This is a genomic window from Bradyrhizobium genomosp. I (2014) (assembly GCF_000261685.1).
GTDB lineage: Bacteria > Pseudomonadota > Alphaproteobacteria > Rhizobiales > Xanthobacteraceae > Bradyrhizobium.
On record NZ_AJQE01000044.1, the window covers coordinates 103,817 to 128,301 of the forward strand.

Annotated in this window: 27 protein-coding genes; 12 read left to right on the plus strand and 15 right to left on the minus strand. The window is 60.2% G+C overall.

Features of this window, described 5'->3' with window-relative positions:
- Positions 1 to 396: 396 nt before the first annotated feature.
- The 4 genes from IC50_RS05145 to IC50_RS41125 form a co-directional block, all read right to left on the minus strand.
- A complete protein-coding gene (locus IC50_RS05145) occupies positions 397 to 1,377 on the minus strand; it encodes a DUF4238 domain-containing protein (RefSeq protein WP_157460879.1) in 981 nt (326 codons plus the stop codon).
- A 197-nt stretch (positions 1,378 to 1,574) separates the two neighbouring features.
- Positions 1,575 to 2,948: a DNA methyltransferase gene (locus IC50_RS05150; protein ID WP_035701198.1), complete on the minus strand. Its 1,374-nt coding sequence runs from the start codon at positions 2,946 to 2,948 to the stop codon at positions 1,575 to 1,577.
- Between the two features lie 32 nt (positions 2,949 to 2,980).
- The gene (locus IC50_RS05155) at positions 2,981 to 3,580 is read right to left on the minus strand and encodes an RES family NAD+ phosphorylase (RefSeq protein WP_035701199.1); all 600 of its coding nucleotides are present in this window, start codon (positions 3,578 to 3,580) and stop codon (positions 2,981 to 2,983) included.
- Positions 3,577 to 4,185, minus strand: a complete 609-nt coding sequence (locus IC50_RS41125; RefSeq protein WP_157460882.1) for an antitoxin Xre/MbcA/ParS-like domain-containing protein — start codon at positions 4,183 to 4,185, stop codon at positions 3,577 to 3,579. Before IC50_RS41125 ends, IC50_RS05155 begins: the two co-directional genes overlap by 4 nt.
- Before the next feature lie 112 nt (positions 4,186 to 4,297).
- Between IC50_RS41125 and IC50_RS05165 the strand changes: the two genes are divergently transcribed.
- Genes IC50_RS05165 through IC50_RS05180 form a run of 4 tightly spaced genes read left to right on the plus strand, consistent with a single transcriptional unit; the run spans position 4,298 to position 9,051 of the window.
- Positions 4,298 to 5,158, plus strand: a complete 861-nt coding sequence (locus tag IC50_RS05165; protein ID WP_035701202.1) for a hypothetical protein — start codon at positions 4,298 to 4,300, stop codon at positions 5,156 to 5,158.
- A complete protein-coding gene (locus IC50_RS05170) occupies positions 5,155 to 6,261 on the plus strand; it encodes a hypothetical protein (RefSeq protein ID WP_035701205.1) in 1,107 nt (368 codons plus the stop codon). The genes IC50_RS05165 and IC50_RS05170 overlap by 4 nt, the downstream gene beginning before the upstream one ends.
- Complete coding sequence (locus IC50_RS05175; protein WP_035701211.1) at positions 6,254 to 7,693, plus strand: hypothetical protein; 1,440 nt, start codon at positions 6,254 to 6,256, stop codon at positions 7,691 to 7,693. The genes IC50_RS05170 and IC50_RS05175 overlap by 8 nt, the downstream gene beginning before the upstream one ends.
- Positions 7,693 to 9,051, plus strand: coding sequence for an AAA domain-containing protein (locus IC50_RS05180; protein WP_035701213.1), 1,359 nt, complete (start codon positions 7,693 to 7,695; stop codon positions 9,049 to 9,051). Before IC50_RS05175 ends, IC50_RS05180 begins: the two co-directional genes overlap by 1 nt.
- Before the next feature lie 122 nt (positions 9,052 to 9,173).
- Here IC50_RS05180 and IC50_RS05185 read toward each other — a convergent pair whose 3' ends face one another.
- Together IC50_RS05185 and IC50_RS41130 are read right to left on the minus strand one after the other, a co-directional pair.
- Complete coding sequence (locus IC50_RS05185; RefSeq protein ID WP_035701216.1) at positions 9,174 to 10,238, minus strand: hypothetical protein; 1,065 nt, start codon at positions 10,236 to 10,238, stop codon at positions 9,174 to 9,176.
- A gap of 68 nt (positions 10,239 to 10,306) precedes the next feature.
- Positions 10,307 to 11,410: a phospholipase D family protein gene (locus IC50_RS41130; protein ID WP_157460883.1), complete on the minus strand. Its 1,104-nt coding sequence runs from the start codon at positions 11,408 to 11,410 to the stop codon at positions 10,307 to 10,309.
- 308 nt (positions 11,411 to 11,718) lie between these two features.
- Here IC50_RS41130 and IC50_RS05200 point away from each other — a divergent pair, with 308 nt between their 5' ends.
- Both IC50_RS05200 and IC50_RS05205 read left to right on the plus strand, forming a co-directional pair.
- Entirely contained in the window at positions 11,719 to 12,372 is a 654-nt protein-coding gene (locus IC50_RS05200) for a hypothetical protein (RefSeq protein ID WP_063826450.1), read from the plus strand.
- An 8-nt stretch (positions 12,373 to 12,380) separates the two neighbouring features.
- A complete protein-coding gene (locus tag IC50_RS05205; RefSeq protein WP_035701226.1) occupies positions 12,381 to 13,736 on the plus strand; it encodes a hypothetical protein in 1,356 nt (451 codons plus the stop codon).
- Between the two features lie 33 nt (positions 13,737 to 13,769).
- On the opposite strand, the gene IC50_RS05210 is transcribed toward IC50_RS05205, so the two are convergent.
- From IC50_RS05210 to IC50_RS05225, 4 genes are read right to left on the minus strand one after another with little or no spacing between them, the layout of a single operon-like run.
- Entirely contained in the window at positions 13,770 to 13,976 is a 207-nt protein-coding gene (locus IC50_RS05210) for a hypothetical protein (protein ID WP_035701228.1), read from the minus strand.
- A gap of 4 nt (positions 13,977 to 13,980) precedes the next feature.
- Entirely contained in the window at positions 13,981 to 14,697 is a 717-nt protein-coding gene (locus tag IC50_RS05215; RefSeq protein ID WP_035701230.1) for an SOS response-associated peptidase, read from the minus strand.
- 3 nt (positions 14,698 to 14,700) lie between these two features.
- Entirely contained in the window at positions 14,701 to 15,150 is a 450-nt protein-coding gene (locus IC50_RS05220) for a hypothetical protein (protein WP_035701232.1), read from the minus strand.
- Between the two features lie 46 nt (positions 15,151 to 15,196).
- Entirely contained in the window at positions 15,197 to 15,592 is a 396-nt protein-coding gene (locus tag IC50_RS05225; protein WP_193374086.1) for a hypothetical protein, read from the minus strand.
- Between the two features lie 146 nt (positions 15,593 to 15,738).
- On the opposite strand from IC50_RS05225, the gene ku reads away from it, so the two are divergent.
- From ku to IC50_RS05245, 4 genes are all read left to right on the plus strand, one after another.
- Entirely contained in the window at positions 15,739 to 16,671 is a 933-nt protein-coding gene (ku, locus tag IC50_RS05230; protein WP_035701335.1) for a non-homologous end joining protein Ku, read from the plus strand.
- Between the two features lie 349 nt (positions 16,672 to 17,020).
- The gene (locus tag IC50_RS05235; RefSeq protein WP_035701234.1) at positions 17,021 to 17,221 is read left to right on the plus strand and encodes a hypothetical protein; all 201 of its coding nucleotides are present in this window, start codon (positions 17,021 to 17,023) and stop codon (positions 17,219 to 17,221) included.
- 13 nt (positions 17,222 to 17,234) lie between these two features.
- Positions 17,235 to 17,651: a hypothetical protein gene (locus tag IC50_RS05240; RefSeq protein ID WP_035701236.1), complete on the plus strand. Its 417-nt coding sequence runs from the start codon at positions 17,235 to 17,237 to the stop codon at positions 17,649 to 17,651.
- 338 nt (positions 17,652 to 17,989) lie between these two features.
- Positions 17,990 to 18,814, plus strand: coding sequence for a ribonuclease HII (locus tag IC50_RS05245; RefSeq protein ID WP_035701239.1), 825 nt, complete (start codon positions 17,990 to 17,992; stop codon positions 18,812 to 18,814).
- 31 nt (positions 18,815 to 18,845) lie between these two features.
- On the opposite strand, the gene ligD (IC50_RS05250) is transcribed toward IC50_RS05245, so the two are convergent.
- Positions 18,846 to 19,793, minus strand: a complete 948-nt coding sequence (ligD, locus tag IC50_RS05250) for a non-homologous end-joining DNA ligase (protein WP_035701241.1) — start codon at positions 19,791 to 19,793, stop codon at positions 18,846 to 18,848.
- 139 nt (positions 19,794 to 19,932) lie between these two features.
- On the opposite strand from ligD (IC50_RS05250), the gene IC50_RS05255 reads away from it, so the two are divergent.
- Positions 19,933 to 20,550, plus strand: coding sequence for a cell envelope integrity/translocation protein TolA (locus IC50_RS05255; protein ID WP_035701243.1), 618 nt, complete (start codon positions 19,933 to 19,935; stop codon positions 20,548 to 20,550).
- Between the two features lie 59 nt (positions 20,551 to 20,609).
- Here the strand turns inward: IC50_RS05255 and IC50_RS42360 are convergent, their stop codons facing one another.
- Positions 20,610 to 20,777 carry a hypothetical protein gene (locus IC50_RS42360; protein WP_193374087.1) on the minus strand — a complete coding sequence of 56 codons (168 nt, stop codon included), beginning with the start codon at positions 20,775 to 20,777 and terminating at the stop codon, positions 20,610 to 20,612.
- On the minus strand, positions 20,777 to 21,679 hold the full coding sequence (gene ligD, locus IC50_RS05260; protein WP_440588136.1) for a non-homologous end-joining DNA ligase: 903 nt from the start codon (positions 21,677 to 21,679) through the stop codon (positions 20,777 to 20,779). Before ligD (IC50_RS05260) ends, IC50_RS42360 begins: the two co-directional genes overlap by 1 nt.
- A gap of 123 nt (positions 21,680 to 21,802) precedes the next feature.
- Here ligD (IC50_RS05260) and IC50_RS05265 point away from each other — a divergent pair, with 123 nt between their 5' ends.
- The gene (locus IC50_RS05265) at positions 21,803 to 21,991 is read left to right on the plus strand and encodes a DUF3606 domain-containing protein (protein ID WP_035701337.1); all 189 of its coding nucleotides are present in this window, start codon (positions 21,803 to 21,805) and stop codon (positions 21,989 to 21,991) included.
- 25 nt (positions 21,992 to 22,016) lie between these two features.
- Here IC50_RS05265 and IC50_RS05270 read toward each other — a convergent pair whose 3' ends face one another.
- Positions 22,017 to 22,295 carry a hypothetical protein gene (locus IC50_RS05270; RefSeq protein ID WP_035701339.1) on the minus strand — a complete coding sequence of 93 codons (279 nt, stop codon included), beginning with the start codon at positions 22,293 to 22,295 and terminating at the stop codon, positions 22,017 to 22,019.
- Positions 22,296 to 23,243: 948 nt separating this feature from the next.
- On the minus strand, positions 23,244 to 24,485 hold a 1,242-nt coding region (locus tag IC50_RS05275; RefSeq protein WP_035701248.1), incomplete at its 5' end, for a group II intron reverse transcriptase/maturase.

Genomic DNA, 24,485 nt, shown 5'->3' on the forward strand with positions numbered 1-24,485 from the left:
AAGAATTATGTAGGAAACAACTGCGGATCATTGCTTGTTGCGGGTGGACCGCTATCGCGGCCCTCGCACGCTTGGGCTTTGCCTCGAAGAGAACCTGATTCTTCAAGCATTTGCAGAAAATCCTCCTCACGGAAAACTTTGCGAATCACTTGCTGAGGACGAATCATAGTTGACTTGGCTAGTACGCCGCCCTCGGATAGTTCAAACGGCTATCGAGGGGCGTTCGAAGACCTTCAAGAGCCCGTATCACTTGCGCCGCTGGTGGCTTGCCTTGGCAAACATCCTTGCCATCGAGTGAGGTCACGTTCGGCGCGGAATCGGCAATGACCGATGTAAGCGCGTACGCCTCGCGCATGAGTATCCGATGAGTGGCCGCCGAAGCCTCCAAACTGCAATCTATTTAGATCGTAGAGCAACGATCTTGTCGTCTTTAGGCTTTCCCGCGGCTAAGAACACATTGTCCTGCCACAGGGTGGCGCCGCTGCTTATCCCGTCTTTTGGACTCCGTTTGTAGTTAAACAACGCGTCTTGGGCGTAAAGCTGATTATGAATATTGCTGATCAGCAGGCTGTTTATACCTGCGACCGTGCCTCTGTCTGCGTCGATCAAATTCTCTTCTCCTTCAAAGGTGCCGCGCAGGACCAACTTTGGAGAAAGTGGAAAAATCACTTCTGTACCCGGTACGCCAAATCCAGGCGAGAGATTTCCGTGGTCTTGTCCGTCTGACCAGCGCAAGCAAACCGGGTGATCACTTGTGACGAAACCTCCGGAACCGTCGCTCGCTAGGAGCATTTGCCAGCGCCGTCCCTGATGCAGTTGAACCAGATTGTCGTGAAACTGGAGCTCGACGAGAATATTGAAGTCTTGCGACACCTTGAATCTGCCTGGTGTGCTTTTGACTATCTCCTTGAACTCCTCATACGTCTCCCTAACCGGCGTCCCCTCTGCTTTCATTGCAGCGACGTATTCGTCATATCGGCCCCGCGTCTCCAATCCAGCAGCGAGCATTCGTTGACCGGCTTGATTTACTATTTCGCCGATCGCCGCTCGTTGCTTCGGATTTCGCAATGCGACCGCCGCAATGAGATTCATAACCGCGCTTCGATCTTGCTCATTGGTGAGCGACGTTGCTGCTTTGACGCGTTCAAGAGCGGGCGCAACTATGCCCTCCATTTCGGAAAGCGCCTTCTCGACTGCAAACGGATCGATCCCTTTCACGTTGATCAGATTGAAATAGAGTTCACCGCCAACCTTCTTTGTTGGCACCCGGAAGAACTTCCCCCGCGGTCGATCTACGACGTAGAGCTGGTCTTTCGCATCAATGAAGCTACGTAGATAATATTGAGGCACGTAGTGCTGAATTTTCGCCTCGGCCACTGTGCACAGTCCTTTCATTTCGACGACGAGGTGGCATTTCCCACCTCTTGTCCTCCGCACGCATTGCGTGCAACCTGGCGCGCGGACAGCGCAGCAACTTTCGCTTGGTATTGTCGTCGGATCGAGACCATCGAGCGTCGAACGACCAACCAGGCTCGATGACAGTGACCTTGCGCTGTTGATAGCGGATCTAAGCGTCACCGCCGACGGCTTCGAACCCGACGAACGCCTTTTTTTGACCGCGGCGTTGTTCTCGCCGCTTTGTTGGTTTTAACGAAGCAGAGAACAGCTTCGGTCGCCCCTGTGGGGCGCTCGTACGTTTTTCTGCCAGGATTGATGTCGGACATCGAACGGAGGTGAAAATCCTCGCGACCCGAGAGGGAAAGACCTTGCCGTGCGCCCATTTCCGTAAGGATTGCAGGCAAATCATTGTGGAGTTCTTTGTAATAGGAGTCCTGCACGACGAATATAGCTCGGCCACCCGGCTTGAGCGCTTCCGTAACCCGGATGAGAGAGCGCGCGGTCTTATTGAAGTAATCGAGATGGGTCTTGTAGTAGTAGCCGTCCGACGCTTTCGAAGGGTGTTTCTTGAGGGCGGCGAGAAACGAAGAACAAGTCGGCCCCCAGCTTTTGTCCATCTTGATGGCTTCCTCGGGCACCTGAACCGAGCCGATCATCCGACGACCGAGATCGCGCGGTTTCATCTTTAGGAGCGGGCCGAGCACCGCCAGCTCGACTCGGGTCGCGGCAGTGTAGTCGATGCGGGTGCAATAGGGCGGCGATGTTAGCACGAAGTCGATGCTGTTCTCGGGAATGGCCATGGTCGCGGTATCGGACAGTTGAATTGTACTCGCGCCGGCGGTGAACTCTGCGCCATTGATTTCCTCCTCCAGCTGCTTGGCGGCGAGGGCCTTCGACATGCCGCGCACATTTTTGGCGAACTGATGGGCAATCGCGTAAGCAGTCGGATCAAGCCGGTCATCGTCGGCCTTGGGCAGCTTGATCCAGGTTGGATTGGATGACCGAAGAGATATGGCGAGCCGCCGGCACGCAGCAAATAGCGCCACATAGAGGGTAGCAGCCGTGCCTGATATGCGGTCAAGGTGAATGCCGTCGGGCGACTTGGTCATGCTGCCCAAAAGTGTGCGGCGGATGTTTTGCTCGATGCTGCGAACGACCCTTGCGGCGGCTGGCTGAAACCAGGCGAGGAGGGGATCCTCGTCGGTAAGAGTCACCGGTGACTCTCGCAAGTGCGCGAGGATTGTCGCAGCCAGCGGGCGCAAGTGATCGGCCTCGCTCGGTGGTAGGAGACGTGCCCTGGCCACGATGATCATCACCGGGTTGAGGTCGATCCCGATCGATTTGAGGCCCAACTGGCTGGCAGCGTACGTCGTGGTCCCGCTACCGTTCCACGGATCGAGGATCACCGCATCGTCTCGGAGCTCGGCGCTCTCTAAGATGTCTCGGACAAAGAGCTCAGGGAAGCCCGCGTAATAGGGGAAGAAGCCCTCCCAACCTGTCTGCAGCCGCTTGTTACGCTTCGGCGAACCGATTTTCAGACCTACTCCCAATTTGCTTCGGCTCCTGCAGCTGTCGTTGCGGCTCAGGATACCCCAAAACCGCGCTCGCGGCGAACGGTGATGTTGAGCCGCTTCAGCTCAGGAGCCAGCTCGGGGACCTGCAGGAGGGAAATCGGCACGGTGCCCGAGAGGCTTGGCAGCGCCCTCTGATAGATAGCGACGCAACGGGCGCTTGTCAGTCGCGAGTCGAACAGGATGCCGTCGATATCGGGCATCTCGCTATGGAGAAGCTCGGAGAACTCCTGGCCGCGTCCGTGATTGCGAGCCCTATTCACATCGGTATCGACGCCCAGTTCGTAAGCGCCGGCCCCAGTCAGATCGACCAGGGCCAGCTGTCGGTTCGACGAGATCGACGTCACGCAACAGCCGTCGAGATACGGGCGATAGAGGAAGCGCCGCTGCTTGCCCTCAAAGCGATCGCGTACGACGGCCTCGGCAAAGGCTGTGGAGAAGTCTTCGCCCGCGTAAAGAACCGTGAACTGGCGCGCCGGGCTCGAGAACCGGCTCGAACCATAGCCCGCCCCCGCCGGTTGGGCGCGGTGACGGCTGGGCAGTATCCGTGGCCAGTCATTGATCCGGGCGGTAATGACCCGCTCACGTATTTTTCTCGCAACCAGCTTCACGTGTAGTCCAAGGCACCTTCGGCGGCGTTCACCACCATGTCGATATTGCCTGCTCGCAGCTCGTCTACTGGCGCCTTGCCGTCCGTCATCCGGTTCGGTGTGACCAGCCACTCCCAGGCTTCTTCGGGCGAGGAAAACATCGGGATCACTCTATCAAGGCCACCCATCGGCCCGCGTCGCTCGAATTGACGGAGCGGATAGACGTAGTTGCGGAGGCCCTTCCTGAGTGCGATGACCTTGTTGGCCTTGCGCCAATTGTCGAGCGTCCCTCGCGCGACGTTCAGCCGCTCAACGACTTCACCTGCGCCGGCTAGCTCGCTCTCGGCCCAGTCTGTCGACTCATCGTCGACCGTGATCTGATCCAGTCGTCGCGTTCCTTCCGCCGCAGGCAGCACACGCCCGATGCCCTTTCCGGCCAACACACGCTCGGGTGGGCCGCCCGTATGAGCCGCAGCAACCTGCTTGCCGCGCGGGGGTCTGACTCTGGTTTCGGGCAGAGCAATATTAAGATCAGCTGCCAACTTGACGAGCGCGTCCATGTCTAGGCGGTGCACCTTGGCTTCGATCGCTTGTGTCAGCTCTATCCTTTGCTGGCTCTGTTTCATGGCATGCTCCCTTGCTATAGGCATAATATGCAAAATATGCAAATTATGCAATACTAGGCTTCGGAACAAAGTTCCATCGAGCAAATCAAAGCATGGTATTGCATGGAAGAGCATGGAAGTCTATATTGCCTCCATGTCTCACACCTTATCTATTGCTGAAAAACTGGCCCGGAACGCTGAAAAGCTGCAACAGGCGTATGCCAGCTTGGCCAAGGCGCTCGCTGAAGGTGACGCCATCGGTCGCGAGCGTGCTCAGGCAAAGATCGCCGAGCTCAACGCCGAATACGAAAGCCTCGCTGAACAACTGCGCTTCGCCGAACTTGAGGCTCGCGAGATCGCCGCACCTCGGGGTCGTAAACCGGCCAAGCCCTTGCGGGAACTGGCTCTCGATGCCCTTGATGATCTTGGTGTACCCGCCCCACCGGCCTTGATCGCAGATCTGACGGCGGCGTTGACTGGTATTCGCCCATCGCCGTCGCGGTTTGCCAGCTTGAGGCGGGACGAGGAAAATGCGGCCAGGCGCAACATCGCTGCCCGACCGGCCTGGATCGTCCCGGCGATCAACGCTGCCGAGCTCACGGCCATTCCACGTCTCTTGTGCAGCTCCGCATGGAGTCTCGATCGGCGCATTGTCGGGTCGCGCAGCATGCGCACCGATCATCTGCGCATCGCGGAGAGTCTGGCACGCCGGCTGAAGCAGTTGCGCGAGGCCGGCGCCCCCGAGTCGAAAAATATCGAACGTCTCCTTTTTCCTATCGCCCGTGCGATCCCCGGAGCAACCGAGACCGGCGTTCTTGTCGATACCGATAAGGTAACGGAGGCCGCCCGGGCCGAGCTCTCGGTCCTTGAGGAGGCGGACCGTGCCGAGCGGGGCGAGGCTTGCGCCCGGTTTGCAACCGCCAGCCCGCAAGTCCGCCTGTGGGGCCGACCTGTGCTCATCGATACCGGGGCAGCAGCGAGGGCCATCAATTGACGCCCGAGAACGCGCGACTGCATCGGCTTCGTGGTGGACTTACGGCAGTTGAGGTTGGTGCGCGCGGTATCGAAAGCCTGGCGCGCAATGCCAATTGCACCCGCCTTCGGGCGATCGTCATCACCGGGCTCACGCCGAGCAAGGTGATCGAGCACGTTCTGGGCGAGCTGCCCGATGCGATGTCACCCTTCGCCATCACCCTGACCCAGGCTTTCGAGAAGCGCCTTCTCTCGAACGCCGGCGGGTCGCTGTTGACGGTCTATCGCGAAAAGGGGCATCTCGATCCGCAGGACGCTAAGATCACGAACGTGGCCGATCTGGCGCCACGCGACACCCAGGTGGATTGCATTCGCCGCGAGCGCGAAACCCGCCGGCTGATCGAGCTGAAACTGCGCGGTGACCCAGCAGCTCCGAATCTGATCTTGAAGCCGCGTCTTGCCTTGACCATCGTGGGTGTCACCCACGCCATCGAACTCGACTATCTGGTCGCGAGCGACAGAGAACCGTTCTATCGTGTAGGAGTCATCAAGTCCTATGCCGACCGTGGCGGCAAGACCAACAAGGCCCACATCCGCACGGCTTGCCGGGAAGCGTCGGTGGGCACGCTGGCGTTGCAGCAACTGCTGACCTCGCTTGGGCAACCGGTCGAGCTTGCCGGCGACCGGATCGATATCGTCTTGAAAGCCCCGGGTTCATTCACGCCGCGGCTTTACGCCGCCCAGCGAGCCGAGTCCGAACTGGCCTCGCTGACCCGCGCCTTGGCGGCGGCGCCGAGCGACCTCGACCAGATCGAGCAGATGCTTCCTGCTGGAGCGTCTCTCGCCAAGCCCGAGGTCATCGAAGCGCTGCCCAACCACTATTGCTCGAGTTGCAAGGAGCATTGCGCGCTCTGGCAACACTGCCGTGCTCAGGCGCAGGCACAGGGTAACGCGATCATCCTTGGCGATCAGGCTGCCGAGCAACTGGCGGCAGCCGGTTCGCTCAACCGCGCCATGGACCTGTTGAACGGCAGCGGCCGTCCTCCTGACAATCGCGCTGAAGTGGTCCTGGCAGCCGAGCTGCGGGCCGCCTCAGCTCTTCTCGATCGGATTGCCAATGGCTGATCTCCTCAACGTCGTCGCCCGCATGCGCGCGCTCGAACAAGGCCAAGCCGTCCGCATCGTCAGTCAGCGTCAGGTGCTTATCCAGCCCGGTGCACAAATCCTGACCATGCTCTCGATGGCCGGAGAAGACACGTCCGTGCATGCCGTCGCGGTCGGTCGCCTTGGCGTCGCGCCGCGGATCAAGGTCGTTGCAGATCCCCGGCGCCGCGACGACCAGTACGAGCTGTTGCGTTGGCTACTCCCACATTTCGAGACCTACTACGCGCAGTGTCGCGCCGAGGGGACGTTCCCCCAAATCTGGGTCTCCTCGGACGGAGCGCTGGGCCATCTGGATACGCTCGCAGACCGCCTGCGATTTACCGACGACCAGCACGTGCAACGGCTCGGCGAACTTTGGACTTATGCGGGCGAGCGCTCGCCAATCGCCGGCCAGCAGGCCCTGATCAGCGCCACATCCGCTCTCACGGCTCATTTTGCGACCGGTCAGCAGGAAACCGAGGACGAGCATCTGGGTGCCCTGCTGACCTGGATAGAACCGCCGCCCGGCCGCGACATTTTCGCGGCGGTCGCGATGGCTGAGCAGCAGCCGATGGGCGCCAAAACTGATCCCCGGTTCGACGCCGATGAACTACAGCCGGCGGTGGCGTTGTTCAACAAGGCCCGCAAGGACAACGATGTCCGTGCTCAAGACTTTCATGCGGGCCGGATCCAGCAAATGATGGAAGGCGTTATCCGCCCGATCTACACGGCGACCCAAAAGGGCATGGCGATCCTGTCTGACCCCAGGTGGCAGCACAACGCCGCGCTCGTCTCTTTGGGGGAACAAGAAGCGTCAAACTTCGCCCGGTTCATGGAGGCGCGGGATGAGGGCCATCGGTTGCCCTACCATGACTCCGCCAAGGCCGCCGCGTTCAAGATCGTGGCGCGCGAGCGTACCGTCGACAATGTTGAGGCCGCCTTTGTGCGCCATGACCATGCCGCCCGCGAGCGCGGCGTCGAAAGCGGCACCGTGCTGCGCGGCACGCTCGTCGACCGGCAGAAGGTACGGCTTGCACCGCGGATATTCGAGACCAGGATGGTGCTCTCGACTGCCCAGGAGAGCCTCCACTTGCGTGCCGGCGACGAGCTCTGGCATCTCGATGATCCGAAGCTCTGCATCCGCGTCACCGAGGTCGAGCGCCACGGTCCCATCAGCTGGGTAAGCGCGACCGTCGATAAGGGTAAGCGCGCTGCCCTGCAGCTCGACATCGGAAATGTCCTTGATCTGGGGCCGGAGAATCCGGATTGGGGGGCTACGGTCCGCGAATTTGCGCAGATGCATACTCGACTTGCCTCTGCTCCTTGGACGCATACCGAGGTTGTACCGCCAGCGACGCCCTCGAACCGGCCCAGGCCAAACGATCTGCTTGCTGCTGTAGAAAGGCTCGTGTGATGACCGATCCGCAGACACTTGCCGATGAGGCGCTTCGAGAGATTCTCGAGAGCCAGTGGCAAGGCGTGCCGGCCGTCGTCTTGCGTTCACCTCCGGGCGCCGGCAAGACCGGTGTCGCACAGCGGCTTGCGCTGCAGAGCGCGCGCCTGCTTCATCAGCGCTGCATGGTCGTTACTCAGACCAACGAACAGGCTTTCGATCTCGCCCGGCGCCTCGGGCGCAACGCGGATGGCTTCCCGATCCACCTCTACGCGAGAAGGGGCCTCGATCTACCGGCTGACGTTCGGACTAATAGCAATATTCGCGTCATCGAGGAATTTGGCCACATCCCTCAGCAACCCGGCATCACCATCGGCAACGCCGCCAAATGGAGCTGGATCGACACCGGCGAGGCAATGTTCGACCTTCAGATTGTCGATGAAGCCTTCCAGCTTCCCGACTACCGCTTTCAGCTGATCGCCAATCTCGCGCCGCGTCTCGTAATGATCGGAGATCCCGGTCAGATCGACCCCTTCGTCCACTGTGAGATTGAACGGTGGCGGTGCAACCCGGCTGGTCCGCAAGTTTCGTCGCCTGCCGCCCTGGTCAAGCGGCATCCCGCCGTGATGCAGATGTCATTGCCGGTGTCACGGCGACTGAACACGGACACGGTCCGTCTGGTGCAGCCTGCATTCTATCCCGAAATGCCGTTCGAGGCGATGAGCGAGGACCGTGAACTCCGCTTCGAGGTTGCCGGCATAATGCCTTTCGACGCCGCGCTCGATGCGGTCACCGCGGGCGCCAAGATCGTCATGGTCGAGCTGCCGCCGCAGCTGACGGGCGAGCGCGACGAAGAAATTGCCGATGAACTCGTCGCATCCGTCCGCCGCCTGCTCATGCGCAACGCGTGGGTCAGGGACGATGGTGTCGTGTCCCGAGTTACACCGGACAACATCGGCGTCGTCTGCGCTCATGTCAGCCAGGTCAACGCCGTGCGCGAGCGCCTCGGGCGCGATCTTGCGAGCGTGTTTGTTGAAACCGCCAACCGCTATCAGGGGATCGAGCGTGCCTTCATGTTCGTGCATCATCCGCTCTCGGGGCGTGCCGATGCATCGGCGTTCCACCTCGACGCCGGCCGGCTATGCGTGATGCTCTCCCGCCATCGGGTTGCTTGCTGGATATTCGGGCGGCAGGGCATCGCGCAGCAATTGACCCGCTACGCACCGATTGGCGACCGCGCCCTCGGCATCGATGATGATCCAGAGTACCGAGGTTGGCGAGCCCATCTCACGGTGATGTCCTGGCTGGCCAATGCCGGTCGGCTCTATCCTGCCGTTCACGGCATGATTGCCTCTGCCCCTGGCCGCGCGGCTGGTTGACGCTGCATGTGAAGTGCGATGAACAGCGCGAATAGCTAATTTTCGGGCACCATATAATGCTCGCTACGCAACGCGCGCAGCAGGCATCTCATTTTTCTCGAAGGTCGAGAACTGGAGAATCGTTAGCTCTTGGTTTCAGAATCGGTCCGACTTAAAATATCGTCGGTACTGACGTTCCACAGTCTGCTTTTCGAGAGTATGAGCCGGCGCGCTAGACTCTGCACGTTGAAGACTTCATAGGGACCTAAGAACGCCGACGCTTCACTGAAACCGTGTGCCGTCATAAAGTTTCGAATGAAGCTGCTGACGTGGAGAGCTTCAGGTATCGTCAATTCAACATCACGAACGACTTGACCGTCGCCATACGGAGCGGGCGCCCCAAGTGCAGGCTTGATGCTTTCTTCCGACTTGGATTCCTCGCCCCTCACGATCCAATTCACCTTTTGGCCAACTTCTATCCCCGCCTTCTGAAGTCTATCCAAAATATCTTTCAGTACGGCGGGGTTCCAGTCACCCGCTAGAAACCGTGCTTTCGCTGCGCTCGACTTCACCTGGAGCTCGATCTCTTCAATCGCTGAGAAAGCAAGGTTGATTGCTATCGAGGTGTTCACGTGAGCTGAGTAGCGCTCAGAGTGCTTCTCGAAAATTTGGCCATATCTTGGGTGAGTTGACCACCAGGTGATGCTCTCCGTTTCGAAGCTTCGCGAAAGTTTGTGGATCGCATACACCAGACGTCTGTCCTGCCATGCAGTTGCCGCCAACGCCACTGCAAGCGGGAAATCAAGATTATGGCTGAATTGCTCGAAGAAGCCATGCCTCCGAAACACGTCGCGGAAAATGCCTATTTGCTCAGTGGGATCTTCAGGCAGCTCAAAAGCCCGTCGAAATCGAGCGTTTTGCTTGCAATTTCCCTCGATAACGTCGCACGCCGTGCAGACCAGGCCAATGATATTGTTGGCTGTCGTCTCGTCCGAATCGATCACCATCAGTTGCCCGGCAACAGAGCCCGCACGCGGCTTGATGAGTGCGGCAGGATGCGAGATCTCTGTTACACCATTTCTGTAAAACCAAAATCGTTCGGACGGATCAGCAATAAAGCGAATTTTCCATCCCGCAGCCGAGCACAAAAAATCGATTGCCTCGACGTGAGTGGGATTAAACACGAGGAAAGTGCAGTACGACGTCATCCTATTCCTGCTGAATGAGACCGGAAGAACTCTAGAAAAGGACAATGAAGGCGGCGTGCACCCCCCACTCAATTCCTTGGCTCGTAGTAAATTGCATCGAGCATAGCGACCCGCGCGTCCCACAGTTCCATCTCCGACCCTGTCGGGCGCGGGGCGTTATACCAAGGCGCGTGTTGGATGGGCTCGATCACCCGCTCCCAGTAGTTTTCGAGCTTGATGGTGGTGGGCGCAAACGCAAGCGCGGCGGCGAGACCTGCCGTGTTGCCACCGTTCACGCAGACGAAGAAGTCGGGGCGTTTCATTGCGAGGAGCCGGGTGGCCGGAGCAAGGCGCGCGGTACGCCGGGATTGCGAGAACGCGACGGTGAATGCCGCGACGTAGTCGTCAAACTGCGCTCCTGTGACGTTCCCGCGCTTAGGGACTGCGTCGAGCGCTTTAGCTAGTGTCTTATCTTCCAGGCCAATCAGTTCGGCAAAGGTTCCCGCGCCACCCATCGAGCCGAACCATCCCCATTCCAGGTCCTCGAGGCCTGCCTCCTGAGCTTCTACGCGGCCAAGAACGCCCGCGACGCCCTTTGCTTCGGCGGATGACAGGTCGGCGAACGAGGGAGTTTTTGCGAAGAGTTGTTGGATCGCGCGTACCAGTCTCAAACGCTTTTTATAGTCATGATGCAGGTCCTGCCGGGCCTGCTTGGCAAACTCCGTCCAGGACATAATGCCGAGGGGCGAATTGAAGCTTGTCCAATGTTTTCCATCACCTGGCAGCACCGGCTTTTTGGGCCTCGGCGAGCCGCCGGCGGCCTTAGATTGTCGGCGATAGCTGTTAGCCAGTGGTTGTGTAATCGGAAGGCACAAAGGCTTGTACCGATCGAGCTGGTCCCTGACTTGCTGGAAAAAAGGATTTTCAACTGCACCTCTGACGTGGACGCCTGCCTCGAGGTTTGGTCCAAGGCCACCCTTCGTGAAGTTGGCACTCCCGACGATCGCCTCAGCAATGGTACCGGATTGGAAATAGAAGATCTTGGGGTGGAAGCAACCTGGTCGATTCTTAGCGACGAAAGCATTCGGGACATCGACGAGACGATCGATAAGATCAGGATCTGTCGCAGAAAAGTCGACGCCGATGAGAATGGATTCAAATTTGGCTCTGTTCGCGAGAAGTGTATCGGCCACCGACGTGATTCCGCCCCAGGCGACAGCGATAGAAATGCGATCATGCTTTCGGATAAGCGCCGAGAGCCGGCGCGCGGTCGATTTCGCGTCCAATAGTGTTACTTGCATGCCCCACGTTGCCCCTTGGTCTGATTAACGTGATCCCGGATCGGAGCACGATCTCAACATCGATGTTACGCAGCATAACCCAGACCTTTGCTTGGACAGAGCGGTGGAATCGGTTAAAATTCATCGGTTAAGTGGCCCCGCCGAAAGTGAGGCTGCTGTGGAGGAATCCACGTCAACACTGATGAGATCGGAGTTGCTTCATGGCCGACGTACGCCAATATTCGAACCTATTCGCCTGCCTCTACGACGAACCGGCACCGATCGGCGCGCTCGGCCGCGGCACCCATTATTCAGTCTTCCGTTGTATCGAGTGGCTCGACGTCACGCGGCGACGGCTCGACCACCCGCAGATCCATGACTTTGCGGTGATCTGGGATGAAGATCATGATGAGCGCGTGATCGAGGCGGTCGAGCGAATCTACATGGCAGGCCTGCTATCTCCGGTGCAGTTTATTGGCGAACGCAAGGGCGGGCTGACCGCCATTGTTGCTGCCAAATTCTATTTCAGCGGAAGCGAGGCAGGCACTGCGGCTTATCGCACCGCAGTCGAGGCGATCGTCCAAGGGCTCGACGATCCCTGGCCCGCGGAGCTTGGCTCCTTCGACCGGTCACCTGGCAACCCGCATCAGAACTTCTTTGAAGGTCTGATCCAGGACAGCGACCACCGAGTCGGGCTCTATCTCGGCAATATCGATTCGCTCTGGGGCCTTGGCACCAAGCCTTATTTGCCAGCGGCACCCGCCTATTTCCCTCCGCCGATACAGCCAACGACTCCCGGCGTCATGCCACCCCCGCCGTCTCCTCCGCCGGCGCGCAAGCCATTCCCGCCCATGCCGCTGGCCCCACGAAGCTGAACCTCGTCATGCGCACGCTTAGTGAGCAGCGCTTCGAAGCGCTGGCGGGGTACACCCGGCAGCCTCACCTGATCACGCTGCTGCAGGAAGCCGCTTGGTTCTCGACGCCCGACGAACGGCTGTTGGGCGTTGTGACCAGGGACCGCATAGACCACGATTTCGGCTGGATCCTGCTCGGTCGCGATCGACGCTTGCGATTTCGCTGCATCGCAGTTGACGCATCTCTAACGTCGTTCGAAGTTGCCAGGGCTTCCCTCGAGGCTGCGTTGACAGAGCACGCGCTCGAACCAGACTCCAGCTATCATCAGGGTGACGAGGAAGGTCCGCCAGTCGATTTCTTCGCGCCGATCGTGCCCGAATCGCGGCTGAATCCGACGTTCCGCGTCCTGCTCGAGGACCCACGCTATTCGCCCGCGCGCGAGCTCATCCAGGCGATGATGTGCTTCTATGAGGATGCCGACGGCAATTTCATCGAGCAGTTTCAGACTACAGGCTTCGATCCTCGCGTATGGGAACTGTATCTCTTCGCAACCTTTACCGAACTCGGCTTCGCACACGAAGAGGGGGTTGCCGTGCCCGACCTCTTGCTCACCAGCCCGAGGGGCCGGCTCGCGGTTGAGGCAACAACTATCAACCCGCCGCAACGGGGTAGCGCGCCCCGGCCAAAGAACGTTGCCGAAGCGCGGGCCTATCTGGAAAATTACGTACCGATCAAAGTCGCGCGCGCGCTCAAGCGGAAGCTTTACCATAAGACGCGCTACTGGACGGTGCCTGGGGCAACGGACATGCCGTTCGTGATCGCGCTACAGGATTTTCACGGCCCGCAATCGATGTCGCGCATCATCATGCCTGCAACCGAGTACGTGTTTGGTGTGCGCCATTCAATAGTTGACGGTGCGCGCCGGATCGAACGGATCCGCGAGCATGTCTACGAAGGCTGGCAAGAGCCGCCATATTTCTTCGGCCTGCCCGAGGCAGAAAATGTCAGCGCGGTGATGCTCAATCCTGTCGGGACGATACCGAAGTTCAATCGCATGGGCTACGTCGCGGGTTTCGGAGACCGCTGTCTTAAGATGACACACACTGGCATTCGGCGCGGCGAGATCGATCCTAGGGGCCCCGCACCCTTGCCTTTTTCACGGGACGTCCATGCTCCTGGCTATTCAGAGAAATGGATAGAGGGTGCGGTCATTCTTCACAATCCGAGCGCGCGCATTCCACTCGACCCGGAGATGATTCCGGGCGCTAATCATGAATTCCTCCAGCCCGACGGCTCGATCCTCTCACTGCTGCCAGACTTCCAGCCATACAGCTCCGGGACGTTGATTACGCTAGGCGAGGGCGAGCCGCCCGGGCCGGGATAGATACGCAATTGGCCGGATCATGCATTGGCCTCATCAAGGCGGACAAGGCGGCTCGTCACGCAGTCGACCAGCGCTGGTAGTCGCGTGGTTGAGCGCCGGCCCCAAATCTTGCGGACGAGCATGGTGTGCGAGTTCAGCCCAGCGGTCGACGGACGCATAGAAGGCGTCCATCTCGATGTGGATGATCTTGCGCTGGCGGCTCGGGGAAGCCGCCTGGGCGTCCTCGTCCTCGATGGTCACGTCGCTAGCCGGCCGAATCTTCCTTGACGCCGCGTGCCACGATCTGCAGCGTGCCGTCGGCAAGCGGCCGCTGCAGCTTCAGGGCCTCGTCCAGAGGGGCCATCATCCAGGTCTCGACTTCGTCCGGCGTCGTCAGGATCACCGGCATCGCTTTGGGGTGGATTGCGCTGACCTCGGCGTTCGGCTCGGTCGTGAGGAACGCGTAGAGGTCGTTGGTCGTCTCGCCCTCCTTGACCTTCCGGACGGACGTCCAGTTGGTCCAGATGCCGGCGAAGCAGGCGAGCGGACGGGTCTCATCGAGCGCGAACCAGATATCACCGCCCTCGGCCTTGTTGAACTCGCTGAAGGAGTTGAACGGCACCACGCAGCGGTTTTCGGCTCCCAGCCATCTCGTCCAGTGCTTGCTCTTCACGTTTCGGATGTTCGTCGTGCCGCCGTCCGGCTCCATTCTGAGCAATTCCTTGAAATCCACTGCCTTCCCTTTGGCCTGGAGCTTTTCGGCTCGCTTCTTCGTGGCGTCCATCAGCGCTTTTGATGACGATGGCATTCCCCATCGCGCCGTAGCGAGCTCGCGACCCTCGGCTCCGTTCCGCACGATCGGTGCCTTGTAGTCGGGAAAAACCCCCGGCATCGGCGCCAGGTTGCCAACGTATCGGTTCACGACGCGAAACAGCGCGCTGATCGCGGCTTGGTTGGTCGTGATCGAATAAAGATTGCACATCGGTCAGGATTCGATTCGAGGGTGGCGCGGCTGCCACGTCAACTGTAGCAGAGTCGCGGATGGACGCCGGCCCGCCTTGGCGCATTTGCGGCAGCGTAGCCGGCTGGCGAGATCGTGCACGAAGGTGGTCGGCGGGTGCTTCATCGCCGCGAGATCCACGTCGCTCGGCGTCTTGCAGCGCGCACACCTGATCTCCAGCCAGGGGAAGCCTCCGTTCACGGCTTGGTCGATGGTCGGCGACGGATCGATCGGTTCGCCGTCACTCCACATCCGCTCGTTCCAGCTTTCGCAAAGCAGCTTATCGGCTTGCTGGATCATCGCCTCGCCTTTGGCCCGCATCTCCGCCGATTGGGCCGCCAGGATGTTGGCCATCGCGCGTGCCTTGCCGAGCTCTTTCGCCAGAGCCTTGCGATCGCCGCCCGACAGGGGCGTAGGGTGATACTTCGGGGCCATCCGGACATCCAGGCGCAAAGAGATCGGACCGGCAAATCCAGAGCGACTACGGCGTCTCGAACGCTGGCCAGCGCCCGTCTTCTTCCTGCCTGCCGGTGCGCTGCTGGCAGGTGTTGTCGAGCAATCGCTGCGCCACGTCCTTCCAGAACGCGTTGGCGCCATACAAGCGGACCGCATCGGCGGTCTGGATTTCCACCGTCCGCTCGCAGCGGCGGCAGGAGACGCGGAGTACGTGACGCTGAATTTCGGAGAGACGCCGCTGCCGCATTTGGGCTTCGGTCGTGCCGGCGCGAGGGTCTCTGAGGACGGATTCCCAGTATTCGGCTGGGAGAGAGGCGTCGGGGTCCGCAGTGGAAGGGCTCGGCCTACGGGCGGCTTCAGCGGCCAGCTTTTCCATCTGCTTCGGGGTCGGCATGCGCCAGCTCGCGGGTCGGTCGGTCATGCCTGAATTAGAACATAACAAGAACAAATGTCGAGTCCGACGAGGGCAGCTGCTGAGAAAAATCCTCCTATGGGACGGCTCGCGATGTCGGAACCAAGCCTGGTTAGTTCGTCTTGAATCCGGCATCAGTAATGGAGTTCCCCGCGATGGCCCCCCGCGCCAACTGGAAAGGCTTCCTGCGTCTTTCCCTCGTCACCTGTCCGGTTGCGCTCTATCCGGCTACCTCGGAATCCGAAAAGGTCTCGTTCAACCAGCTGAACCGAAAGACCGGCCATCGGATCAAGTACGCCAAGGTCGACGCCGACACCGGCGAGGAGGTCGACAATGAGGACATCGTCAAAGGCTACAAGATTGATACCGATACCTTCATCGAGGTGACCAAGGAGGAGCTTGAGAACGTCGCGCTGGAATCGACACGAACCATCGAGATTGACGAGTTCGTCGACCGCAGCGAGATCGATCCGCGATATCTCATTCGCCCCTACTATCTGCGTCCCGACGGTAAAGTCGGGCACGATGCCTTCGCCGTCATTCGGGAAACCATCCGCGAGATGAACAAGGTCGCGATCGGCCGCGTGGTCCTGACCAATCGCGAGCACATCATCGCGCTGGAGCCGCTGGACAAAGGCCTGATGGGAACGCTGTTGCGATATCCCTACGAAGTTCGCTCAGCTGATGAGTATTTCGACGACATCCAGGATGTCAAAGTTACCAAGGACATGCTCGATCTCGCCAAGCACATCGTCAATCAGAAGGCCGGCCATTTCGAGCCGGATAAGTTCGAAGACCAGTACGAAACTGCCCTCATCGATCTCATCAATCAGAAGCGCGCCGGCAAACCCATCACAGCGAAGGCGCGTCCTCAGGGCGAGAATATCGTTGATCTGATGGACGCGCTGCGCAAGAGCATCGGACGAGACACCACGGGCCCGACAGAGGCGCCGAAGAAGACAGCCAAGAAGCCGCGCAAGGCGACCGCTGGGCAGAAGGAAATGCTGATGCCGATCACCGGCAAAAAAACGGCGAAGGAGGGCGCGGCCAAGAAGCCGGCTGCAAAGCCGCAGCGAAAGTCGGCCTAGCCTATCGTGAAGCACCGGTCACGCCAGACGGTCGCTCCTTCGTCATCCGCGCAGGCTCTGGCGGATGGTAAATCCCATCTCGACGAGATCGCCTGAGACTATCGCGTTGCCCGGCAGAACGGCGACCGCTCGAGGCCGAACCAACGGCGCATAGAGCCGTCGACCTCGCGTTTTGCAGCGTAGTCTTTCAGCCTAATCAGCTCGGTTTTGGCAGCTTCGGCCGGAGAGGCGATTCATTGGTGGCGAGACGCAGCTGTGGGTGCAGTGCACCGTCCCCAAAGTTTAACATGCTTGAATCCCAAGCGGGCGAAACCGCGCTAGGATTAAATTTTCCCTTAGGGGGCAGCTTATGTTCGACACGGCAACCACCGCGCTTTTGCGCGCGGTTCTCGATGAAGTCTGTGAAAGCGTCTCGCACCGCGAGATCGGGGCACGTACCCACGTCGCGTCGAAAATCCTAGAGGCTGCGACGAGAGGCGAGTTTTCTCCCGAAGGTCTCAAACAGATTGGTCGCGACGCCCTCTCGCACGCGCCGACGATGTGGCGCTGATCGCGGGGCGGACGTGAACCTTCAAGTCACCGTCCTGAAGATTTTGGTAGCTTATCCGGACGGCTTTGCCGTGATGGAGGACCTCAAGAGGGATATGGCCATCCTGGCAACGAGTGGTCGCGACTGGGCGGACCGGACCAGGCGCCTCGCGGCCAAAGTGCCCGACCTCGACATCTTCTCACAAGGATTGGTCGAACGGATAAGCGGAGGATGGAAGATCACGTCCAAAGGACGGGCGTTGCTCGAATTGATGGAAGCGCGGCCAACGGCCTTGGAAAGGGCCGAGGCCCCTCCGGTTGTGGAGACGAGTGCGACCTCGTCGGCGCCTGTTCCTCCGCTGCCGCAGCCTGCCGATCGTGCCAAACGGCGGCGCGAAAGACGTGAACGTCGGCGCGCGGCGCGCGAACGGGCAAGAGCAAACGCCTCTTGAGGTAGCGACTGAGGCAAGAAAAATCCGCCAAATGGGAGCAGCAGTTTGATAGTCCCGGACTGTCGATTTTGCCTCCCCAGCCCCAAGCGTACCGCCGTTACCTTGTTTGCCGCCATGCCGGTCCCGATCTACTCGGGACGGCGACTGAGCACGGGTCCTTCTACCGAGCCGGCGAGCGACAATATAGCGAGGAAATGGAGGCCGACCCGCGCGGGAGAGCTGGCCGGGTTCCTTTTGAAAGGGCGTTGCGCGGTCGGTGAGGCTGTATAGCTACTTCAGACAATCGCCATAAAGTTCACTGACATGCTCCCCAACAGTCAATCTTCACGAAGGCCGTAATGTCCCAGTACTCACTCGATGTATTGCGTCAGCGCTATGTCGTCGAGAAAAGACCGCTCGAGGCCAGCGTCGAGCAGATCTTGCGGGCCGACACCCGCGCCGGAGCGCGTGCCATCCTGGCTACAATCGATAAACGCCGCTTCGAAAATAGGTCCGAAGGGCAGCGCCTTCGCAAGATGCTCCGCTTCGAGTCCTCTCTCTGGGAAAGCGGCCATCATGCCGTGGCAGGCGTGGATGAGGCCGGAATGAGCCCCCTCGCTGGACCAGTCTCCGCTGGCGCCGTGATCCTGAAACCTGGCACGCGGATAGTCGGGATCGACGACTCGAAAAAACTCGACGCCGCGGCTCGCGAAGAACTCGCGAAGGAGATCAAGGAAAAGGCGGAGTTTTGGTCCGTGGCGTTCGTCGAGGTCGAGGAGATCGACGCGATCAACATCTATTGGGCGGGCATTCAGTCCATGCAGCGTGCGGTCCGGGGGCTAGGCTTGACACCGCAGCACTTGCTGATCGATGCGAAGCGGTTGAAGGACATCGACATCCCTCAGCAGACTATTATCAAGGGCGACGCAAAGTCCGCCAGCATCGCGGCCGCCTCCATCCTCGCGAAAGTCGAGCGCGACGCCGTCATGCGGACGCTCGACGTGCGACACCCCGGCTATGGCTTCGCGGATCACAAGGGCTACCCGGTGCCGGCTCATTATGAAGCGCTCGCCAGACTCGGCGCATGCGCAGCTCACCGGCGATCGTTCGGACCGGTACGTAAGGCTCTCGGGTTGCCGCCACTGCCGCCGTGGCCTTCGGCATCTGAGCGCACCGCCGGCTGAACTCTCAGTCGTACGCTTCGTCTGGGCGGCATTAATTTCGCGACCGGCTCCTTTCGCGAACGACGTCCTTCGGGTTCTTGTCGGAGCGCAGGCCGAGATAGACCGGCTGGCGCAGCTCGCCCTTGCTCGTCCACTCCGCGAACTTCACTTCCGCGACCAGCGAAGGGCGCACCCAGGTCGTGCCCCCCTCATCCTTCACCTTGGCAGGAAAGGGCGACTTCGCCGTCTTGAGCTTCATGAGCTTGCCGTGAAGCTCTTCGAGAACTTGGTGGCTGAAGCCGGTGCCAACGTGGCCTATGTACCGCCATGCATCCCCTTCGCGTACCGCGAGGACGAGAGCGCCGAAGAAAGGCCGGGTTCGCCTCGGCGCCGTGAAGCCGGCGATCACGACCTCTTGCCGCTGCGCGGTCTTCACCTTCAGCCAGTCGGCGGTCCGGCGTCCGGACGCGTACGGGCTATCGGCGCGCTTGGCCATGATGCCTTCGAGATGTCTCCGCTCGGCTTCTGCAAAGAACTTCGTTCCCTTGCCTTTGCGGTGGTTGCTGAACGCGATGAGCTTGTGGCGCGGAAGGATGGCCTTGAGCCGCTTCTTGCGCTCGAGGAGCGGCAGCGCACGCAGGTCCTCATCGTCTGCGAACGTGAGGTCGAAGGCGCAATACAGGAGCTTCGCCTCATGGCGCAGCGCGTTTTGAAGCAACTGGAAATGCGAGACGCCGTCCTTTCCGATCGCGACGAGCTCCCCGTCGATCACGGCATCGCCCTTCACGCCCTCCAGCGCTTTGGCGACCTCGATATAGCTGCGGCTGATGATCTTGCCATTTCGGCTGTAGAGCGCAACCTTGCCTCGCCGGATTTCGGCGATCATCCGGAAGCCGTCATACTTGTCCTCGAAAACCCAGCCGGGATCGTCGAACGGCGCGTCGGTGAGCGTAGCGAGCATCGGCTGCAGGCGCTTGGGCAGGGTCGACGTCCGGCTCATCGAGGCCAATCCTTAAGAGCACGTTGCGAAATGCATGGACGTCCTTCAAGGATTAGGGAACGCTTCGGGGCCGCGTCGTGTTCCGCAGGCTCCGTGGCATGCGACGTTGACGCTCGATTAAGGAGGGCGGATCAGACCGATGGCGAGAAAACTGAAAACTTTTCAGACTTCGCTGGGCTTCTTCGATCTGGCGATCGCCGCCCCCTCGATGAAAGCGGCCCTGGAGGCCTGGGGCGCCAACAGCAACCTCTTCCACCAGGGCGCAGCGAGGGAAAGCGACGATCCGGACGTCATCGCTGCGGCCATGAAGAAGCCGGGTGTCGTTCTCAGGCGCCCGGTCGGATCCAACCGATCCTTCAGCGAGCAAGCCGAACTGCCCTCCGATCTCGGCGGGGACAGAAGATCGACGAACGCCCCGCGCAAATCGAAGGGCCAAATTGTGAAGAAGCCTTCCTCGCGTCCCGTCGACAAGACGGCCGAGCGGAAGGCTGCGCTTGCCTACGAGCGGGAGGAGAGGCGCCGGGAGAGTGAACGGGCGAGGGAGGAGGCCGCCAGGCAGAGAGAACGTGAGCGCCGTCAGCAGGCCGTCGACAAGGCGCAGGCTGCGCTGGACAAGGCGGAGCAGGAGCACGCGAAGCGGGCTGCCGCCATCCAGGCCGAGGTTGAGGCTCTCGCGAAGAGATCGCAAACCGAAGACGATCGCTGGAATAAGGAGAGGGAGCGATTGGAAGCTGCGCTGCAGCGTGCGCGGAATTAGCTTCTTGGCAGTTCTTGCTCGGCGGCACCGAGGGAAGCCAAAGGGTTGCCGTCAAGCGATCATCGTTCGGGGGCTGGTGCGCGCGCTGCGGCTCGGTTCACCGTGGTGCGGTCCGCTCGGTCCTCGGGAGCGAGCTCCATGACCGCTTGATGCAGCTCGGCCGGAATCGTCAGGGGACTTTCCGGGGGCTTGTTCGCCCATTGCCAGAAGCGGTCGAACGCATCCATTACAGGTCCTCCCGCAGGCCCCGGAAAAACGGGTGGCGAACCTTTCCCTCGGCCGACTTCGCGCGATACTCGATCTCGGCCAGAAGCTTGGGTTCGACCCAGATACCCTTGTGACCGATGCGCTTGGTATAAGGCTGGGTCTTTCGGATGAGGGGTTTAAGCCGTTTCTGCAGATCGGCGGCCGAGACCTTGTCGAAGCCGTGGTCGACTTTGCCGGCATAGACCAGATCGTCGCCCTTGCGCCGGCCGACGTAGATGCCGTCCCACTTCGTTCCATCGAGTGCGAAGCCGGCAATGGTCAACGTCTCACGCTGTACGCAGGTCTTTTTGACCCAATCATTCGTGCGTCCCGTTGGATAGGCGCTGCCCCGGACCTTCGAGACGACGCCTTCGAGGCCGAGCTTGCAGGCGTGCGCGAACATCTCGCGGCCGTCTATTTCGAAGCTTTCGCTGAACTGGATGTCGGTGCCGCTCAGGATCTTCTTGAGTTCGGCTTTGCGCTGAAAGAGCGGTAGCTTCCGGATATCGCGGCCATTCAGATAAAGCAGATCGAACGCTACGAGCACGATGCTCGTCGACTTGCCCTTAAGCTCGTTCTGCAGGACCGAGAAATCGGTCGTGCCGTCCACGGCCGGTACCACTATCTCTCCGTCCACCACCGCCGAGTTCGCCTTGATCCGCCAGGCGTCATGAGCAACCTTCTTGAAGCGATGCGTCCAATCGTGGCCGCGCCGGGTGAAGATCTTTGCCGTCTCGTTGGCGAGATGGACCTGAACACGGTAGCCGTCGAACTTGATTTCGTGAACCCAGCGCTCTCCGGACGGCACCTTCTCGATCGAGGTGGCCAGGGCCGGTTCGATGAAGCCGGGGAAGGGCGCCTTGACGCCGATAGCGGCCGGCATTTTACGCTGAAACACCACTGAAGAACTCCACGCTACAGCTGATTCAAATTGGCACAGTTCGAATCGTTCCGGAACCTGCGAATCCTTGTTGCGTTTGCTCGGTGCCACGAACAGGAGGTATCCATGGCGGCAGCGAAGAAGTCGAAGGCGGCGCGCGGACGAAAGCAGGATCGGGCACGGGTGGCCGGCGGGCAGGACTACGAAGTGCAGTACGAGGCGAAGAAGACAGGTAAGTCGGCGCCGGCGGTGAAGAAGGCTGTCAAAAAGGTCGGCAATACGCGGAAGCGGGTGGAAAGGCGGCTAGGCCGCTGAGTAGGAGACGGGCTCGCGTCGAAGCTTAGCGCCGGTCCTCCTCATCAGGGGGGCATTCTGGGCAGCTGTCACCAATCGAGTCCAGCACGTCACGAACCGCGGCTTCCGCTACGTCACGGGATACGTCTGCTGGCGGCTCCTGACGGGCGATATCGAAGGCGCGCTCTCGTGCATGCGGATCGGCGCGGTCCTGCATCCAACCGTGCTCCTCGCACTCGCGGATGGCGCCGGCTTCGTTCAGCACGTTGATCGCCCAACCGCGCAGGGTGCGGATCGCCGGCTGTCTTTGCTTGGTCATCAGCATTGAAAGGTTCTCCCACGCGGAGACGAATCGTTTAGTCCCCCAGACGTTCCCCATCGCTAACACACGACTGGGATTCGGGATCGTGGGATCTCGTGGTTTTTCGAGGCCGAGTTTTCCAGTCGGCCAGGTGGTAGGCTGGGCGAGAACGAAATGATGAAACCGCTTTCCGATACTTCAGACGTCTTATCCGTTTTGCGCGTGCGGCTGTCGCCGCACCGGGCTCTCGTGAGCCGAGCCGCTGAGCGTCTCGGCGCTCCGGCTGCGATCCCTCGCCCCACGAGCAGATCACGCCCTCGCGGGGGCAGAAACGAAAAACCGGACCTTTATGCAGCAGCCACCTGCACAAAGGTCCGGCCTTATCTTAGCGTGCCGCGATACCGAACGGCTGCAAAGGACGCTTCATATCCTTTGGGAGGTCTCGCTTTTCATCCGGGTTGCGAGCCGGAGGCGGCAATAGATCAGTAGCCGATACGACTACTTCTTTTTCTTTGAAGTCTTCTTTGCCACCTTCTTGGTAGCTGCCTTCGCGGTCTTCTTTGCCTTCTTCGCTTTCTTGGCCATGTCGTCCTCTGTAAGAATTGGCTCTCAGTGAACATGCCCACGCCGTGCATAGACATGCACACGAGTGAGACGATATCACAAAAGCAAAATTGATACCAAGGAGACGTGAAGCCGCATTGAGTCGCTCGCCGGAGGCACTCGCCCTCGGGCCCGCCTTCATTGCGTGCCGGCGTCGCTATCACTGCCCTTCGGGTCGGGTGCCTTCTTAACCGGTCTCGCGACTGCACGTATCATTGCTTGCATCACGTTCGCTCAGGTTTTGGCGCGTGCGGCCAGGGCCGCACCGGGCTCTCGTGAACCGAGCCGCGCAGCGTCTCGGTAGGGTAGGCGCGGGACACCTCGTAAGAGGATATCCCTACGCCTCCCTCCAAACCGTGCGGGCACCTTTCAATGCACACGGCTTTCCGTACGCGCATGCTTTCGACCAGAAACGGTTGTTCGGCATGCCGGGCACAGGACAACGGTCTTGCGCCGCCAACCGGACTGTTTCCAAACCGCCAGCACGCTTCGCAGATCTCCTACGCGGCGGAGGTGATGCATCTCAAATGGTCCGCTCGTACCGCCGCACGCTTCGCACCTGCGAGCGCTAAGTCGATCGATGAGATCATTTGGGTTTTTGACCCACCACGCGCCTGCCGTGACGTTGTCCACAATAGGACTCGGCCAGAAGGTTTGAGTGAGATGCTTCAGTCTCCACAGCTTGATGCTTCGAAGCTTGCCACGAACTACAGAGCTAACCTCGTAGTCCGTCCCATTCCACAGACGCCTCATGGTTCTCGCTGTCGTCGTCCGATGTCGCATCGCCAGCGTCTTCACGGCACTGCGGAACACGACAAGCTCCAACAGTCCCAAGGCGCTTTTGATGTCGTCGGCCAACGAATGGTAGTTCGCGAATCCACGGAACTCCGAGTTATAGGCGAGGACGGTTGCGACGTCGCTGGTAACAAGGAACTGTGCGCGATGACGGCCAGTCTTCCTGGCGAGGTCGCCATAGCCGTGTCGCTTACAGAACTTGGTGACTTCTTGCCGCGGCACTCGCAAGCTGACATTGTCGGTGGTCGGGCGGCGTAGCACGCGCCATGTCCGTCCGTCCGGTCCCGTGCGGCTGGTTTTTCGTCCAGCCCCGTAGGATGTGTATGTCGAGATGCGATAGCTGAGGAAGGTCACTCCCTTTGAAGCGGCGTGAACTCCACTTTTCTCGGGCGACACGGCGAGCTTCAGGGCGTGCGTCAAGAACTGTTCGACGCTAGCCATGATCTCACACGCTTCCCGCTTGCTCCCGATCACGCCGATGAGGAAGTCGTCGGCGTAGCGGCAGTAGCGGAGCCTTTTGAAGTTGGGGTCCATCGGATCGACGGAAGGCACTTTCCGTCTCTCCTTATTGACGGCTTTGATCTCTGCAAGTGCAGCGTCGATCTCGGCCTGATCCGCGCCTTCGGCACGGAGCCGTTCAATTTTGCGGCGAAGACGGAGCACGCGCCGTTCCAGCGCGGCATAGCGCGGGAATGGGCGACGCACGCGGCCTTTGTCGAAGTCCGCTTTCATTGTCTGCATTTGCTGATCGAGCTCATGCAGATAAATGTTGGCGAGCAGGGGCGAGACGGTTCCCTGAACGCAAAAGATAACTTT

Excerpts from the sequence above, each read along its gene's own strand:
- IC50_RS05255 (WP_035701243.1), top strand. The coding sequence starts at position 19,933 with ATGGCGAGAAAACTGAAAACTTTTCAGACTTCGCTGGGCTTCTTCGAT.
- IC50_RS05220 (WP_035701232.1), bottom strand. The coding sequence starts at position 15,150 with ATGGCCCCGAAGTATCACCCTACGCCCCTGTCGGGCGGCGATCGCAAG.
- IC50_RS05185 (WP_035701216.1), bottom strand. The coding sequence starts at position 10,238 with ATGACGTCGTACTGCACTTTCCTCGTGTTTAATCCCACTCACGTCGAG.
- ligD (WP_440588136.1), bottom strand. The coding sequence starts at position 21,679 with ATGCCGGCCGCTATCGGCGTCAAGGCGCCCTTCCCCGGCTTCATCGAA.
- IC50_RS05175 (WP_035701211.1), top strand. The coding sequence starts at position 6,254 with ATGGCTGATCTCCTCAACGTCGTCGCCCGCATGCGCGCGCTCGAACAA.
- ligD (WP_035701241.1), bottom strand. The coding sequence starts at position 19,793 with ATGAGCCGGACGTCGACCCTGCCCAAGCGCCTGCAGCCGATGCTCGCT.
- IC50_RS05215 (WP_035701230.1), bottom strand. The coding sequence starts at position 14,697 with ATGTGCAATCTTTATTCGATCACGACCAACCAAGCCGCGATCAGCGCG.
- IC50_RS05200 (WP_063826450.1), top strand. The coding sequence starts at position 11,719 with ATGGCCGACGTACGCCAATATTCGAACCTATTCGCCTGCCTCTACGAC.
- IC50_RS05205 (WP_035701226.1), top strand. The coding sequence starts at position 12,381 with ATGCGCACGCTTAGTGAGCAGCGCTTCGAAGCGCTGGCGGGGTACACC.
- IC50_RS05235 (WP_035701234.1), top strand. The coding sequence starts at position 17,021 with ATGTTCGACACGGCAACCACCGCGCTTTTGCGCGCGGTTCTCGATGAA.
- ku (WP_035701335.1), top strand. The coding sequence starts at position 15,739 with ATGGCCCCCCGCGCCAACTGGAAAGGCTTCCTGCGTCTTTCCCTCGTC.
- IC50_RS42360 (WP_193374087.1), bottom strand. The coding sequence starts at position 20,777 with ATGGATGCGTTCGACCGCTTCTGGCAATGGGCGAACAAGCCCCCGGAA.
- IC50_RS05245 (WP_035701239.1), top strand. The coding sequence starts at position 17,990 with ATGTCCCAGTACTCACTCGATGTATTGCGTCAGCGCTATGTCGTCGAG.
- IC50_RS05270 (WP_035701339.1), bottom strand. The coding sequence starts at position 22,295 with ATGCTGATGACCAAGCAAAGACAGCCGGCGATCCGCACCCTGCGCGGT.
- IC50_RS05165 (WP_035701202.1), top strand. The coding sequence starts at position 4,298 with ATGGAAGTCTATATTGCCTCCATGTCTCACACCTTATCTATTGCTGAA.
- IC50_RS05180 (WP_035701213.1), top strand. The coding sequence starts at position 7,693 with ATGACCGATCCGCAGACACTTGCCGATGAGGCGCTTCGAGAGATTCTC.
- IC50_RS05265 (WP_035701337.1), top strand. The coding sequence starts at position 21,803 with ATGGCGGCAGCGAAGAAGTCGAAGGCGGCGCGCGGACGAAAGCAGGAT.
- IC50_RS05225 (WP_193374086.1), bottom strand. The coding sequence starts at position 15,592 with ATGACCGACCGACCCGCGAGCTGGCGCATGCCGACCCCGAAGCAGATG.
- IC50_RS41125 (WP_157460882.1), bottom strand. The coding sequence starts at position 4,185 with ATGAAACAGAGCCAGCAAAGGATAGAGCTGACACAAGCGATCGAAGCC.